The 13,736-nt window shown below is 64.0% G+C and carries 14 protein-coding genes; 5 read left to right on the top strand and 9 right to left on the bottom strand.

Annotated features, from left to right (window positions below; translation table 11 throughout):
- Positions 1-7: 7 nt before the first annotated feature.
- From FHS94_RS15565 to FHS94_RS15580, 5 genes are all read right to left on the bottom strand, one after another.
- On the bottom strand, positions 8-628 hold the full coding sequence (locus FHS94_RS15565) for an SURF1 family cytochrome oxidase biogenesis protein (RefSeq protein WP_184059532.1): 621 nt from the start codon (positions 626-628) through the stop codon (positions 8-10).
- 314 nt (positions 629-942) lie between these two features.
- Positions 943-1,878 (bottom strand): cytochrome c oxidase subunit 3, encoded by a 936-nt coding sequence (locus FHS94_RS15570; protein WP_184059534.1) that lies wholly within the window; start codon positions 1,876-1,878, stop codon positions 943-945.
- A 44-nt stretch (positions 1,879-1,922) separates the two neighbouring features.
- Positions 1,923-2,456, bottom strand: a complete 534-nt coding sequence (locus FHS94_RS15575) for a cytochrome c oxidase assembly protein (RefSeq protein ID WP_184059536.1) — start codon at positions 2,454-2,456, stop codon at positions 1,923-1,925.
- A gap of 4 nt (positions 2,457-2,460) precedes the next feature.
- Positions 2,461-2,595, bottom strand: a complete 135-nt coding sequence (locus FHS94_RS19705; protein WP_281396923.1) for a hypothetical protein — start codon at positions 2,593-2,595, stop codon at positions 2,461-2,463.
- On the bottom strand, positions 2,592-3,491 hold the full coding sequence (locus FHS94_RS15580; RefSeq protein ID WP_184059538.1) for a heme o synthase: 900 nt from the start codon (positions 3,489-3,491) through the stop codon (positions 2,592-2,594). The genes FHS94_RS19705 and FHS94_RS15580 overlap by 4 nt, the downstream gene beginning before the upstream one ends.
- 119 nt (positions 3,492-3,610) lie before the next feature.
- Between FHS94_RS15580 and FHS94_RS15585 the strand changes: the two genes are divergently transcribed.
- Together FHS94_RS15585 and FHS94_RS15590 are read left to right on the top strand one after the other, a co-directional pair.
- A complete protein-coding gene (locus FHS94_RS15585) occupies positions 3,611-4,027 on the top strand; it encodes a cupin domain-containing protein (RefSeq protein ID WP_184059540.1) in 417 nt (138 codons plus the stop codon).
- 308 nt (positions 4,028-4,335) lie between these two features.
- Entirely contained in the window at positions 4,336-7,434 is a 3,099-nt protein-coding gene (locus tag FHS94_RS15590) for a TonB-dependent receptor domain-containing protein (protein ID WP_184059542.1), read from the top strand.
- A gap of 59 nt (positions 7,435-7,493) precedes the next feature.
- Here FHS94_RS15590 and def read toward each other — a convergent pair whose 3' ends face one another.
- From def to FHS94_RS15610, 4 genes are all read right to left on the bottom strand, one after another.
- Positions 7,494-8,033: a peptide deformylase gene (gene def, locus FHS94_RS15595; RefSeq protein WP_184059543.1), complete on the bottom strand. Its 540-nt coding sequence runs from the start codon at positions 8,031-8,033 to the stop codon at positions 7,494-7,496.
- Positions 8,034-8,073: 40 nt separating this feature from the next.
- Positions 8,074-9,015: a serine O-acetyltransferase EpsC gene (gene epsC, locus FHS94_RS15600; RefSeq protein WP_184059545.1), complete on the bottom strand. Its 942-nt coding sequence runs from the start codon at positions 9,013-9,015 to the stop codon at positions 8,074-8,076.
- Positions 9,016-9,203: 188 nt separating this feature from the next.
- On the bottom strand, positions 9,204-10,298 hold the full coding sequence (locus tag FHS94_RS15605; protein WP_221234806.1) for a cellulase family glycosylhydrolase: 1,095 nt from the start codon (positions 10,296-10,298) through the stop codon (positions 9,204-9,206).
- Between the two features lie 630 nt (positions 10,299-10,928).
- On the bottom strand, positions 10,929-11,681 hold the full coding sequence (locus tag FHS94_RS15610) for an HAD family hydrolase (RefSeq protein ID WP_184059549.1): 753 nt from the start codon (positions 11,679-11,681) through the stop codon (positions 10,929-10,931).
- 143 nt (positions 11,682-11,824) lie between these two features.
- Here FHS94_RS15610 and FHS94_RS15615 point away from each other — a divergent pair, with 143 nt between their 5' ends.
- The 3 genes from FHS94_RS15615 (at position 11,825) to FHS94_RS15625 (ending at position 13,684) form a co-directional block, all read left to right on the top strand.
- A complete protein-coding gene (locus FHS94_RS15615; RefSeq protein ID WP_184059551.1) occupies positions 11,825-12,412 on the top strand; it encodes a cysteine hydrolase family protein in 588 nt (195 codons plus the stop codon).
- A gap of 121 nt (positions 12,413-12,533) precedes the next feature.
- On the top strand, positions 12,534-13,208 hold the full coding sequence (locus FHS94_RS15620) for a DUF2490 domain-containing protein (protein ID WP_184059714.1): 675 nt from the start codon (positions 12,534-12,536) through the stop codon (positions 13,206-13,208).
- Positions 13,209-13,417: 209 nt separating this feature from the next.
- Positions 13,418-13,684, top strand: coding sequence for a DUF6894 family protein (locus tag FHS94_RS15625; protein ID WP_184059553.1), 267 nt, complete (start codon positions 13,418-13,420; stop codon positions 13,682-13,684).
- The last annotated feature ends 52 nt before the right edge of the window (positions 13,685-13,736 follow it).

Raw genomic sequence — 13,736 nt, forward strand, 5'->3', positions numbered from 1 at the left:
AGCGAACTCAGGCCTTGGTCGGCGCGGGTGGGCGCAGGCGGTTGCGAACCGCCAGTGCATAGATGATCGCGGCGATCGCGGCGAAGAAGAACCATTGCCCGGCATAGGCGAGGTGGTTGTTGGGTACCGCGCCAACATCGGGAGCGGGATTGGCGGACAGGCCGGCGGCGGGGCTCGCCGCCACCAGCATCATGCGTTGCGGCTGATGGCGGACCAGTGTTTCGATCAGCGAGCGGCTGTCGGGCGCGTGGCTGATGTACCCGGACACCGGCCCGCCGTTCCAGACAGGCTTCGCCATGGGATCGCGCGTGGTGCCAAGCTGGACCAGCATGCCCGGCCCTTCAGCGCCCGTCCGGCACGCACCGATCGCCCGGTAACCGGCCGATCCCGCGCCCGCGAGGGTGATCGACACAGGCGGAAGGCAAAAGCCGCTCGATCGGCGGAACAGCAGCGTATCGTCGGGACCGCGGGGAAACGCGACAGGCGGGCGCCCCGGGTTCTGTTCAAGCCGCGCGAGAAAGGCTTCCTTCTGCGGCAATCGGTCGAGCAGCTGCCACAAGCCGAGGCCGATCATCGCGGCGACGGCGAGCGTGACCAGCAAAGTCGGGATAAGCGGGACGCGTTTCATGTCTGGGAAGTCCCTAGCGCACCGCGGTCTGGAGTTCGAGCGCAACGGACACGCGATGAGGGCCGCTCCATCACTTCAGCAGGTCGGAGGAGAGTGAGGAGGTTCGGGAACTCTGCCGGATCGCCACTACTCGGAGCGACCGCCGGTCGATGAACAGAAGGCTCGTAGAGGGGGGTAGCCCAGTGCACGGTCCTGGGAGCGTCCGCACTGCCTGCTGGCTCGCCGGATCCAGGCAACTTCGTTCGGCGGCTCGGGCCAATGCCAAAGCGCGAGGGGGACGGGTGGGCTGAGTGCAGCCCACCCGAATGTTCAGCTCAGCCTGCGCCGTGAACGGGGGCGCCCCAGCCGCCCCAGACGTAGATGGTGACGAACAGGAACAGCCACACCACGTCGACGAAGTGCCAGTACCAGGCAGCGGCTTCGAAGCCGAAATGCTGTCGTGGCGTGAAGTCACCCTTGTAGGCGCGGATCAGGCAGACGATCAGGAAGATGGTGCCGACCAGAACGTGGAAGCCGTGGAACCCGGTCGCCATAAAGAAGGACGCGCCATAGTTGATGCCCTTGAAGGGGAACGGCGCCTCGGCATACTCGTACGCCTGGATGGAGCTGAACAGCGCGCCCAGGATCACGGTCAGCCACAGGCCCTTGAGCACGCCGTCGCGGTCGCCAACGCCGATCAGGCCCCAAAGCCCACGCTTCTCACCGCCACGCTGGCCATGGATCAGCGCGTGGTGTGCCCAGGTCACCGTGGTGCCGCTGGTCAGCAGGATCATGGTGTTGAGCAGCGGGAACTTGAACGGGTCGATGACTTCCAGCCCCTTGGGCGGCCACTGCGCTGCGACGGCGGCGGCGCCCTCTGCGGCGCGCTCAACCTGGCCGTCGACGAAGCTCATCGCGGTCGGGAAAAGGGAAAAGTCGAAAAAGGCCCAGAACCAGCCAACAAAGAACATCACCTCCGAGGCGATGAACAGGATCATGCCATAGCGGAAATGGAGCTGGACGACGGGGGTGTGGTCGCCATGGTGCGCTTCGCGGATGACGCTCGACCACCAGGAGAACACGGCTGCGATCAGCAGGCCGCCGCTGATGAGCGCCAGCCAGCCCATGCCATTGGCATGTTCGGGCCCGGTATGCCCGCCGTGCATCCAGCCGATGAACCCGGCCGCAGTGCCGAGTGACAGCATGGACACCAGGAACGGATGAATGTCGGGCGGCAGGATATGATAGTCGTGGTTCTTGGCGCCGGCCATGCGAGGCTTCCCCAGTAGATCAGTAAGCGTTTCAGCTGAACGCTCTAGCCGCGCGTTTTGCCGGAATCCACAGGGTAAAATGTATAGGACAGGGTGATCGTGTCGATGTCGACCGCGTCCGGGTCCTTCAGGATCTTCGGATCCACATAGAAAATGACGGGCATTCGCGCGGTTTCACCGGGCTTCAGCGTCTGCTGCGTGAAGCAGAAGCACTGGATCTTGGTGAAATATTTTCCCGCTTGTGCCGGCGTCACGTTGAAAGTCGCCGTGCCGGTGATCGGGTGGTTGGCGCGGTTGGTGGCGAGGAAAAACACCATGTCGCGCGCGCCGACCGCCACTGTATCCGATGGGTTCTCCGGCCGGAAATGCCAGGGCAGCTTGGGGCTGACATTGGTGTCGAAGTCGACACGGATCTGGCGATCGACGGCGCCCGGCGCCTGATCGCCCCGCTGCGTCGTGCCGTTCAGCCCCGTGACCTGGCAGAACATCCGGTACAGCGGCACGCTGGCCCAGGCGAGGCCGGACATGAAGCCGATCCCGACCAGCAATAGGACCAGGGTGCGGGTGGTGCGCGTCATCGAGTCACGCCATCCCCGTGCGGATCTTTGCAATGGTGATCGCGAACACCAGGACCACGAGCGCCCCGAGCAGCAGGCCCATCACGATAGCCCGCCCGCGCTGACGCCGGCGAATCAGGTCGCGGTCGTCGGGCGTCACGCGAACCACCGATCGGCCACAAGAGCGCCGAACACGACGAAAAGGTACAGAACTGAATAGCCGAACAAGCGCTTCTCCGGTTTCATAGCGTCGCCCGGCACTTGGCGACGGGTCGCCACCTGCGCCGCCATGAGCGCGAACACAGCGGTGGTGGCCAAGGCGATGACGCCATAGATCGCGCCGGTCAGCCCCAGCGGCCATGGCAACACGGCGGCAAGCGCCATGGGAATGGTGTAAAGCCCGATCTGGGTGCGCGTCACCGCCTCACCACGCACCACCGGAAGCATCGGCACGCCGGCATTGGCGTAATCGGTCTTCACGAACAGCGCGAGCGCCCAGAAGTGCGGTGGCGTCCAAAGGAACACGAGCGCGAACAGCAGCAATGGCAGAGGCGCGATGTCGCCGGTCGCCGCGGCCCAGCCGATCAGCGGGGGGAAGGCGCCTGCCGCCCCACCGATCACGATGTTCTGCGGGGTGCGACGCTTCAGCCATACGGTGTAGACCAGGACGTAGAACAGGATGGAGACAGTCAGGATCGCCGCGGCCACCATGTTCACCGCGAGCTCCATCAGCAGCACGGAAAAGGCGGCAAGCCCGACACCGAAATGCAGCGCGGACTGCCGCTCCATGCGTCCGGCCGGCAGAGGACGACCCGAGGTCCGGCGCATCTGCGAGTCGATGTCCGCTTCGTACCATTGGTTGAGCGCACCCGCCGCGCCCGCGCCCAGAGCGATGCACAGGATGGCCGTGAACCCGATCACCGGATTGATCGACACTGGCGCGGCCAACATGCCGCAAAGCCCGGTGAACACCACCAGCGTCATCACCCGCGGCTTGGTCAGCGCCAGGAAATCGCGCCAGTCGGCCGGGGGTAGCAGGGGGGCAACAGTTTGCATGGTCAGCCGCGATATAGGGGCGGGCAGGCGCCGGGGAAAGCCGCATCGGGCAGCGACGGCTCCATCGCGCGCGCTGCGCGTTCACCCCGCCGCACCATCCTTAACACAGGAGAAGAATGATGGCCGTGTTCAACAAGGAAATGAACAAGCTCGCCGAGGCAAACGACTTCTTCCAGAAGGAGGTCTACCTCGACAAGCAGATCCAGATCGTCCTGATGAGCCTCCTGCCGGGCGAGGAGATCGGGATGGAAACGCACCGGGCTGACCAGTCCACCTTCTTTGTCGCTGGCGAGGGCCAGGCGATCGTTGATGGCCAGCAAAGCAAGGTCGCGCCCGGCCACCTGGTCGTGATCCCCAAGGGCGCCGAGCACAACATCATCAACAAGGGGTCCGAGCCGCTGAAGCTCTTCTCCGTTTATGCCCCGCCAGCCGAGCCGGAAGGTGCCGCCTTCAAGACCAAGGCCGATGCCGAGGCGGCCGAGGAGAGCTTTGTGTCTCGCGCGGCCAAAAAGGCCAAGGAACTGGTCGGACGCTGAGTTACGGGGGCCGGCTCGTAAGAGCCGGCCCTTTCCCGCGCAACCGAGATCGCTTGGGGCGCCGGCAACTTGCCCGTCTGAACATCGTCCTTGCTGGGCCACTGTTCGCCCTCTTGCGACCTGGCTGGGCACCGCTTCGCTGCCCAAATGCCAGCTATTCTGCCCCTTCGTTGCAACACAGCATCAGTGCGTAGCGATTATTTACGCGGCCGGTTCGGGCCCGTTTACAAGTGACAATGAAGAAACCACCATCCCGGCGGCTTCGAGAAGCGGGCGCACGTTGACCCGCGAAGCCAGGGGGATTGTGAATGACGACAGCGGGATTTCGTTCGCGTTTGATTGGCGGGGCAGCGACGCTGTCCGTGATGGCAATGCTCGCCCAGCCTGCGCTGGCGCAGGACGTGCCAGCTCAGCCCGCCCAGTCTGGCGCGCCGCAGACGCCGGCCGCAGTCGACATCGAACAGCAGCAAACCGCCCCTGATTCGCCCCAGGGCATCAGCGACCAGGGTGGAGGAGGCGACGTCGTCGTCACCGGATCGCTGCTGCGCCGGACCAACACCGAAACCCCGTCGCCCGTCACCGTGCTGACCAGCGACAACCTTGCCAAGGCCGGTATCACCACAGCCACCGAGGCGATCCGCTCCATTTCCGCCGACAGCGCCGGTTCCATCGGTACCGGCTTCCAGAGCGGCTTCTCGGCTGGCGGTTCGGCCGTGTCGCTTCGTGGCCTGGGCGTTTCATCGACGCTGGTGGTGATCGACGGGCTTCGTTCAGCGAACTTCCCGATCAACGATGACGGCCACAACGCCTATGTGGACCTGAACTCCATTCCGTTCAGCCTGATCGACCGGATCGAGGTGCTGAAGGACGGTGCGTCATCCACCTATGGCGCTGACGCCATTGGCGGCGTGGTCAACCTGATCCTGAAGAAGCACATTACCGGCGTCGACGGCCTGGCCGAAGGCGGGATCGCCGAGCGCGGCGACGCGAGCCATTACCGCGCCTATCTGACGGCGGGCATCGGCGATTATGAGGACAAGGGCTGGAACGCCTACATCAATGCCGAATACCAGCGTGACGGGCGTGTTTCGAACCATAGCCGCGGCTTTCCGTTCAACACGCAGGATCTGACCCGGATCGGCGGCAACGACAACAACGCCGCGGACGGTGGCCTGACCACCAACACGCCCACCGCCTATGTGGTGCGAACCACGCAATCCGACCTCAACAACCCGCTCTCGGGCGGCGCGGCGGTCATCAACGATCCCGGCCAGAGCTTCGCCACCTACACCGCCCTTGGCCTGAACAACTGCGCCCGTCCGACGTACAGCATCACCACTGGTGGTGCGCGCGGGGTCGGGTGCCCCTACGATCTGACCGACCTGTACCGGCAAATCCAGCCGCTGCAGGAGCGTTATTCGTTCAACGGTCGCATCAGTGTGCGGCTCAGTGACGCGATCGAGGGGTACATCACCGGCAGCTACAGCCGTGACTTCGTCAGCATCACCAGTGGCCCGCCCTCCGCGATCCGGCAAACCCAGCCATTCGGCGGGTCGCCGCTGGTGGCGAGCAGTAACCCGGGTATCGTGCTGCCCTACTTTGTCTGCGCGGCGGGCACCAACTGCGCGACGGCAACCGATCGACGCCTCAACCCGAACAACCCTTACGCGACCAACGCGGCTGCTACCCCCGCCATCGCGGCCCAGAATGCGGCCCGCATTTATTACCTGTTCGGCGACATTCCGGGCGGCAGCGATCGCACCAACGAAGTGTTGAGGTTCTCGGCGGGGCTGAACGGTCGTTTTGGCGACGACTGGACCTGGCGGGTAGAGGGAGTGGCTGCACGCGACGACCTCAGCATCACGCAGCACGGCCTGATCAACATCGCGGCGCTCAGCAACGTGATCAACACTGGCGCGTACAATTTCGTCAACCCGCAACAGAACACCCAGGCGGTTCGCGACGCGCTTGCGCCCGACAAGACGACGCCGTCCAACTCGCAGCTGTATTCGCTTGACGCGTCGATCACCAAGGCGCTGTTCGACCTACCGGGCGGCCCGCTGCAGATCGCGGTCGGCGGCCAGGTGCGGCGTGAAAAGCTGACCAACCGCAACCAGAACGCCGCGCTCGACACCTATGCGTTGACGACCTCGTCGGCGTTTGGGCAGCGTACCGTGTGGGCCGCCTATGGCGAGCTCGACGCGCCGGTGTTCGAGCAGCTCGATGTCAACCTGTCTGGCCGCTATGACCATTATTCCGAAGGTTATGGCCGCTTCTCGCCAAAGGTGGGCGCTAAGTTCACGCCGTTCCGACAGTTGGCAATCCGTGGCACCTATTCGCAGGGCTTCCGCGCGCCAACCTTTGCCGAAGCCGGATCGCGCAGCCAGTATGCGGGCTTCGTCAGCATCGCACCGCCTGGCGCCTTCTGCGCCCAGCATGGCGGTTCTGCGTCGGGAACCGGTTCCTGCGTAGCCAACGGCAACCCGTATAACCTCAACTACAATGTCGGCCGTGGGTTTGTCGGCAATCCAGACCTGAAGCCCGAAACGTCGCGCAGCTTCACGGCCGGTGCGATCTTCCAGCCGGTGCGCTGGTTCAGCGCCACGGTCGATTACTACAACATCAAGAAGAACAACCTGATCGTTGCAGGGCCGCTCGCGGGCCAGGCGATCACCGCTTATTACTCTGTGGCGGGTTCGGCGACCCCGACCTCGACTGCGGGATGCGCGGCGGTTGCGGCCGTTGGGCCGGGCTATTCGTGCAACCTGATCGACGCGGTCGATCCGCTGTTCCCGAACGCCCTGCCGCGCGTGCTGATCGTCAACGCACCGTTCGTGAACGTGAACTCGGACAAGACCGAAGGTCTCGACTTCTCGGCAACCGCGAACGTGCCGCTGAGCGGTGACATCCGGTTCACCAGCCGGATCGAGGCAACCTATGTCCTGAAGTACGACCGCCTGACGGCCACCGGTGTGCAGCGCTTTGCGGGTACGCTTGGGCCGTACGACCTGTCATCGGGCAACGGTACCCCACGCATCCGTGGCAACTGGCAGAACACGCTGGACTTCGGCAGCTACTCGATCAGCGCGACGACCTATTATGTCGGGCGCATCAAGGAGGTCGCGACCGACCAGGGCAACCTGTCCCTTGGTTGCGATGCCAATCTGTACCGGACCAGCAACCTGCAGAATTTCTGCTATGTGCGGCCGTTCATCCATGTCGACCTGAACCAGACGTTCAAGGTCAACGACAAGTTCGGCTTCTTCGTGAACGTGCAGAACCTGCTGGACGCCCGGGCGCCGGTTGCGCCGGCAGCTTATGCCAGCGCGCCGAACTTCCTGACGACCTGGCACTATGCGGGCCTGATCGGCCGGCAGTACCGGGCCGGCGCGTCGTTCCGCTTCTGATGTGACGGTGATCGGGGCCGGGGTGATTTCATCACCGGCCCCGCCATCATGAGCAGAGTCTAGCTTGCGCCCGATCGCGTCAGGTCGCTGTCCGGGAACAAGGCCTCGATGAATCCGAATTTGGTCATGTCGACCATGCGCTGCGGGTAGAGCACGCCGTTCAGATGATCGACCTCATGCTGAACGATCCGGGCGTGAAAGCCACGCGCCTCCCGTTCAACAATGGCGCCATCCGCGCCCAATCCGCCATAACGAATGTGACTTGCTCGCGGCACTTGCCCGCGCAGTCCCGGGATCGACAGGCATCCCTCCCACCCATCCTCGACCTCGTCGGACAGGAACTCGACCCACGGGTTGACCAGCGCGATCATCGGAACGCCGGGCTCGTCGGGGTAGCGCGGGCTGTGATCGAACCCGAACACGATGACACGCTGATCGACGCCGATCTGCGGAGCCGCAAGGCCGACCCCGCCCGCCCCGGCCATGGTATCGAACATGTCCCCGATCAGCTGCTGCGTGGCGCTGCTGCCGAGATCCGTCACTGGCTGGGCAATACGGAGCAGCCGCGCGTCACCCATCTTCAGCAGATCGCGGATCATCCCTGACCCGCAACCGGCAGGCGGCGAGGCCGGTCTGCGATCATGCTCCGCCCTCCCGGCGAGTCAGCGGGCGGAAGGTCGGTGTCGGCGTCTCGACCAAGGTGTCGGGTGGCACCTCCTGCCTCAACCAGACATTGCCGCCGATCCGCGATCGCGCGCCGATGGTGACGCGGCCGACAATGCTCGCATTGGCATAGATCACCACGTCATCCTCGACGATCGGGTGGCGGGGCTTGTCCGTTTTGTCTTCGGAAAGGTCGGGGTCACCGCCCAGGGTAACGCCCTGATAGAGGCGGACCCGTTCCCCGAGGATCGCGGTCTCCCCGATCACCACGCCCGTGCCGTGGTCGATGAAGAAGCGGCCACCGATCTGCGCGGCGGGATGAATGTCGATGCCAGTGTCGGCATGGGCGATCTCCGCGATCAACCGCGCGACCAGGGGGGCGCCGAGCCGGTAAAGGCGATGCGCGACCCGATGATAGATGATGGCGATGAAGGACGGGTAGGCGACCAGCACTTCGTCCACACTGCGCGCGGCGGGATCGGCGGCATAGGCAGCTTCCACATCGCTATCGAGCAGGCGGCGGAGCTGCGGCAGGCTGGCGGCAAAGGCCCCGATCACCCCGTCTGTGCGCGCCGCCACTTCTGGCGAACTGATATCGCCCTCGCGATAGCCAAGCTCCAGCCCGATCTGCGCTGCCAGCTGCGACAGCGTCGACTCGAGCGAAGCGGCGATAAAGGCGTTCTCGTTCGCCGCGGTGATCTCCGACGGGCCTAGCCGAAGGGGGAAGAGCGCGGTGCTCAGCTCACGCGTGATACGCTTCAACGCCTGTCGTGACGGAAAATAGCTGCCCCGCTCGTCGTTACGGGCATGAGCGGTGCGCCAGTCGAGGCGAGCCAGCCGCAACCCGTCCACCACGGTGCCAAGCTCCTGCGGAAAGGCGATCGGGGCCGTGTCGTCGGTTGCGTTCGGGTCGACCATGACGCTGCTTGTCCTGTTGAGCACGCACAGGCGCGCGCGTGGCGAGATGCAGCCTCTTTCCACGCCAGCCCGCCGCCGAGGCAACCGAGGTTGGTTTGCGGCGGGACAAGCCTGGATTTCAAGGGCAGGGGCGGCGATCCGGCCTGGCGCCCCGGTCCCCTATCTGCCGATTGCGTCAACCCGCTCGATCAGCGACCCGTGATAGCCAGCAGGTAGATGCTCGACGCGGCAGAGGAGAACGTGCCCTTCGCCGGTTCGATCTTGTACAGGTAATCTTCCTTCCAGTGCGGGCCGCCACCCCACCAGCTGACCCCGGCATAGGTCCGCGGCATCGCCCGCATCCTTGCGATGAACTCGGCGCCCAGGGCGGCGCAGGTCGCGCTGACCCCGGCGTGGTTACCAAAGGCGAACTCGCCCACCCAAAGCTTCAACCCTCGCGCGGCAGCGGCCTCGTCCGTGTTCGACACGAGTTGCGCGCCCGTACTGTTGGCGACGCAGGTGGCGCTTGTGCCCGAGCCGTCGGCATCCGGATAGCGATGGCCGGAGATCATGGTCAGCCCAAGCGGATCCTTCAGGCCGCCGGCGCGATCAAAGGAGCAGGCCGGGCTTTCGCACGCCTTGGTCGCTGCCTCCTTCTTGTCGAACCGGCTCATCCCCGACGAGCCCCGCCATTCAATCAACAGCTTGTGCCGGAAACCCGCCTTTTGGAAAGCGCTGATCCCGGCGTTCACCTCCGTCGCGTAGGATTTGCCGGTGGCAGGGTCGAGCTCATAGGGAGCGCCGGTCTTTGGCTCGTTCATGGTGTCGATCATCACCCGCTCCGCATCGGGAAACGCGGTGATGAACTTCGCCCACCATGAGGCAAGGTCGGGATCGAAGGTCGCTCCGTAATCATGGCGGTCCAGGATCACATATGCGCCGCGCGTCGTTGCGGCATCCGCAGCCGCCTTGATCTTCGCCACCACCGCGGCATTATCGGCCTGCGCGCCCCTGAACGGGATGCGAAAGGCGCGAAAACCCTTGTCGAAATATGCATCGACAATAGCCGGGGTCGGGCAGAGTGCGCCATCGGCAGCAAACTCGCAGCCTGACAGGTTGACGCCCAGCAATGGCGCGTTGCCGAGATTGATGTTGGCCGACGCGCTCGGTTGCGCCTCCGATGTTGGCGTTGGCGTTGGCGACGGGGTTGAACTGGGCGTTGGCGCCGGCGATGGCGCCTGGACCGGGTTGGTCGCCGCGGCCGGCGATGCGGTCGATCCCGTAACCGCCACAGGCGCGGCCACGGGACTCGCGGCCCATCCTCCGCCGCAGGCCGACAAACCAAGCGCGCAAAGGGCGGTGGCGAGCACGCGGAAAACTCCAGGGTGGCAATGCATAATAGGCTCGTTCGCTCGGGTCGCGAAGCGAGAAGAAGCCGCTTCTTCTCGGACGAGCGGTCCTTGTGGCGAGCAAGGGTTAACAGACCGTCTGGACGGGCGAGACGGAGCTTACGGCGCCATCGGTTCGCCCGAGGCTCTCACTCGATTGCCCCGCCGAGGGAGATAACCGGAACAACGCTGGGCTGAAAGACGCACGACCGCCGCATCATCATTTACACACGTGTAAGTAATCCAGGGTAACGTTTACCTCCGTAAAACTTGTGTGGGGCAGGGCGGCGCCGTAATTGCGATCGCTCCAGGAGGTTTGCGTTGCCGTACGAAGAAGCTATTAATTTGATCGACCGGTTTGGCGATACGGGCACGGTTGTACGGCACATCGTTGGTCAGATGATCACGAATCCTGAAGCAGAGGACCACTGGCGGGCAATCGCCTCAGCGTGCTGCGAGCTCTTTCAGGCAAGCTGGCAGTGATCCCGGACCGTCGCGGTGCGGCGGTACGCCTTCGACACTGAAGGCCAAACGCCGGGCGCGATTTCAGCGCCTGTTATCCGTTCCGGCGATGCTCAGCGATCGACCGCCTTCGTGATCGAGTCCGTTCAGTTGATCGATCAATGCCGGAAGGTCAGCCAGGCTTTCAAGCAGCCTGTACCTTTCCGTTTCGGTCGGCGGGGCGGCTTGTTCGTGGCTCCATGCGCCTGGTTGCGGAACGTACGCGGCCCAGGCTCCCGCCTGTAGAGCAGGCAACACGTCCGATCGCATCGAATCCCCGGCCATGATCATGTCGCCTGCTGGCACGCCATAGCGCTCGCAGATCCTGCGAAACGTGTCGGCTGTCTTGTCGCTGACGATCTCGATCCCGGAGAAACGCTCATCCAGCCCGGATGCCGCCAGCTTGGCTTCCTGGTGGAGCAGGTCGCCCTTGGTGACCAGGACCAGGCGGCCGCGCTCGGAAAGACGTTCCAGCGTGTCGGCAATGCCCTGCAACAGCTCTACTGGATGAGCGAGCAGCGAGCGCCCGGCGGACAGCAGTTTGGTCACGAGAGCAGGGGTCAGCGCATCCCCGCATAGCTCAACCGCGGTTTCGATCATCGACAGGGTAAACCCCTTCGCCCCATAGCCATACAGCGGCAGATTGCGCGCTTCGCACGTTTCCAGGGCCTGCCGGGCAACCCCGGCTTCTGCAAAGGGCCTGACCATGTCGACCAGGGCTGTTTCGGCATCATGGAAGTGGCGCATGTTGTGCCAGAGTGTGTCGTCGGCATCGAGGCAAATAAGGCGGATCGTCATGCCGCAACCATTCCATCAAAGAGCAAAGCAGCCAAGATCGTCGGTCCGGCCGGGTGGATTATCGCTTGATGGCGCTTCGCTTGATCCAGGCTGTCGTTGTTGCAGGATTCTTGTCGTAGCGCGCGGCGCGTAGGAGAGCGCGCATGGCGAATGCAGAAATTGAATCCAAGGCAGCGGGCGCAACAGCGCTGCTGATCATCGACATGATCACGGACCTCGACTTTACTGGTGGCAAGGAGATGCTGCCGGGCGTGAAGAGTGCTGCGGAGGCGATCGCGCGGCTTTGCGACGAGTGCCGCGCCGCCGGCGTGCCGATCGTTTATGTGAACGACAATTACGGGCAATGGCACTCAGAACGGTCCAAGCTGATCGAGCGTGTGGAAGGCAGCCCAGCGGCTGAGGTCGTCCGGCCGCTGATGCCGCAGGATGACGACTTCTTCGTTGTGAAGCCGCAATTCTCTGGCTTCTACGCCACAAACTTGCCCGTGCTGTTGCCAAAGCTGGGTGCAAGCCGCCTGATCCTGACGGGCATTTCTGCAGACATCTGCGTGTTGTTCACCGCTGCCGACGCTCACATGCGCGCCTACGACCTGTGGGTGCCTGCCGATTGCGTCGCCAGCCAGGACGCCCAACGCACTCGCTGGGCGCTCGACATCATGGCGCACAGCATGAAGGCCGAAACCGCTCGGGCAGCGGATCTCGACCTCGCCGACTGGGTGAAAAGGGCGTAAACGAGAGGAAAGGGATCGGCACGGCATGCGCATACCTGCGCGTCCGGGTTCGTGAGCTGGGCAGGCAACTTACCAACCGAAAGAACCGACCGTGCGGACTCTTTTCACTTTGCCAGTCGTCATGTCGGTCCTGGCTGCAACGTTGCTGGTCGCGACGCCCGCCTGTGCGCAGCGGGAGGACGAGCAACTATGGTTGCAGGTGAACACCAATGTTACGCTCAACGACGATGTGCGCCTGACCCTGGAGCAGATTGCCCGGTTCAGCGATCGGCAGGATGGATTGTACCAGACCGAGTTTGGCGGCCTGCTGTCCTATCGTGTGATCAAGGGGGTGGAGCTGGGCTTCGGGTACCGCAAGGTAGGCGCGCACAACGGCAATACGGGCGAGAACGAGGACCGATTGCGCCAACAGGTCGTGGCCAGTTTTGGGCGGGTGACGACCCGTTTTCGCGTGGATGAACGTTTTTACCCGATTGGCAGCGGGGTGGGTGTGCGGATCCGGCCACTCGTCCGCTACAACCACCCGCTTGGCCGCAAGGGGCTCGCGTTGTTCGTCAGCCATGAAAGCTTCATTCTCCCGAACAGCACCAACTGGGGACAGCGCAGCGGCTATGAGCGGATGCGCAATCTGGTGGGCCTGGTGATACCGATCGGGCAACAGGTCAGCGCGGACGTCGGATACCTAAATCAGTTCCGGCCTGACCGGGGGGGCGCACGGGCGCAGATGGATCACGCGCTCAGCGTGCAACTCACCATCAACCTCCATACCGCGCTGGCGCCGCTTACCCACGACTGACTGGCCGGCGGGATTATATTGATCACGCTCAGGCAATCATAATTGCATCAAAGTACTGATTGCCGCCGCCATTACGGCCGTGTTTTTGTTGAATTAAACATTCTAGCCCCTAGAAACTGCGCGCCACTGACACGAACCATGAACCGAACCGCGCAGTCAGCGTTCGGAGGCAAGCATGGTCCTGCGCCGTGTCGCCAGGGAGACTACCCATGTTGTGCTTCTTCAACCTTGCTGGGGCGGTCTATGATCCTGATGTCGTGGGGGTCGATCTGCCAACGCTGGTAGACGCCCGGGTTGAGGCCGCCCGGTACATTGGCGAGGTGATCCGCGACAAGCCGGAGGTCGTATGGGCCGGCGACGAGGTGCGCGTTGAGGTCACCGATGAACGCCGGTTGCTTCTGTTCACGATTGTAGCGTTCGGCGTCGATGCTCCAGCCGTTGCCGGGCAGCCGGCGAGCTTCCGGCCGAACCCCTAAGAGGCTGGGGCCTTCCTGCGACAAGGGCCTTGTCGCCGTCCGTATGCAATCC

This window comes from Sphingomonas aerophila (assembly GCF_014199305.1).
In the GTDB taxonomy this organism is placed as follows: domain Bacteria; phylum Pseudomonadota; class Alphaproteobacteria; order Sphingomonadales; family Sphingomonadaceae; genus Sphingomonas; species Sphingomonas aerophila.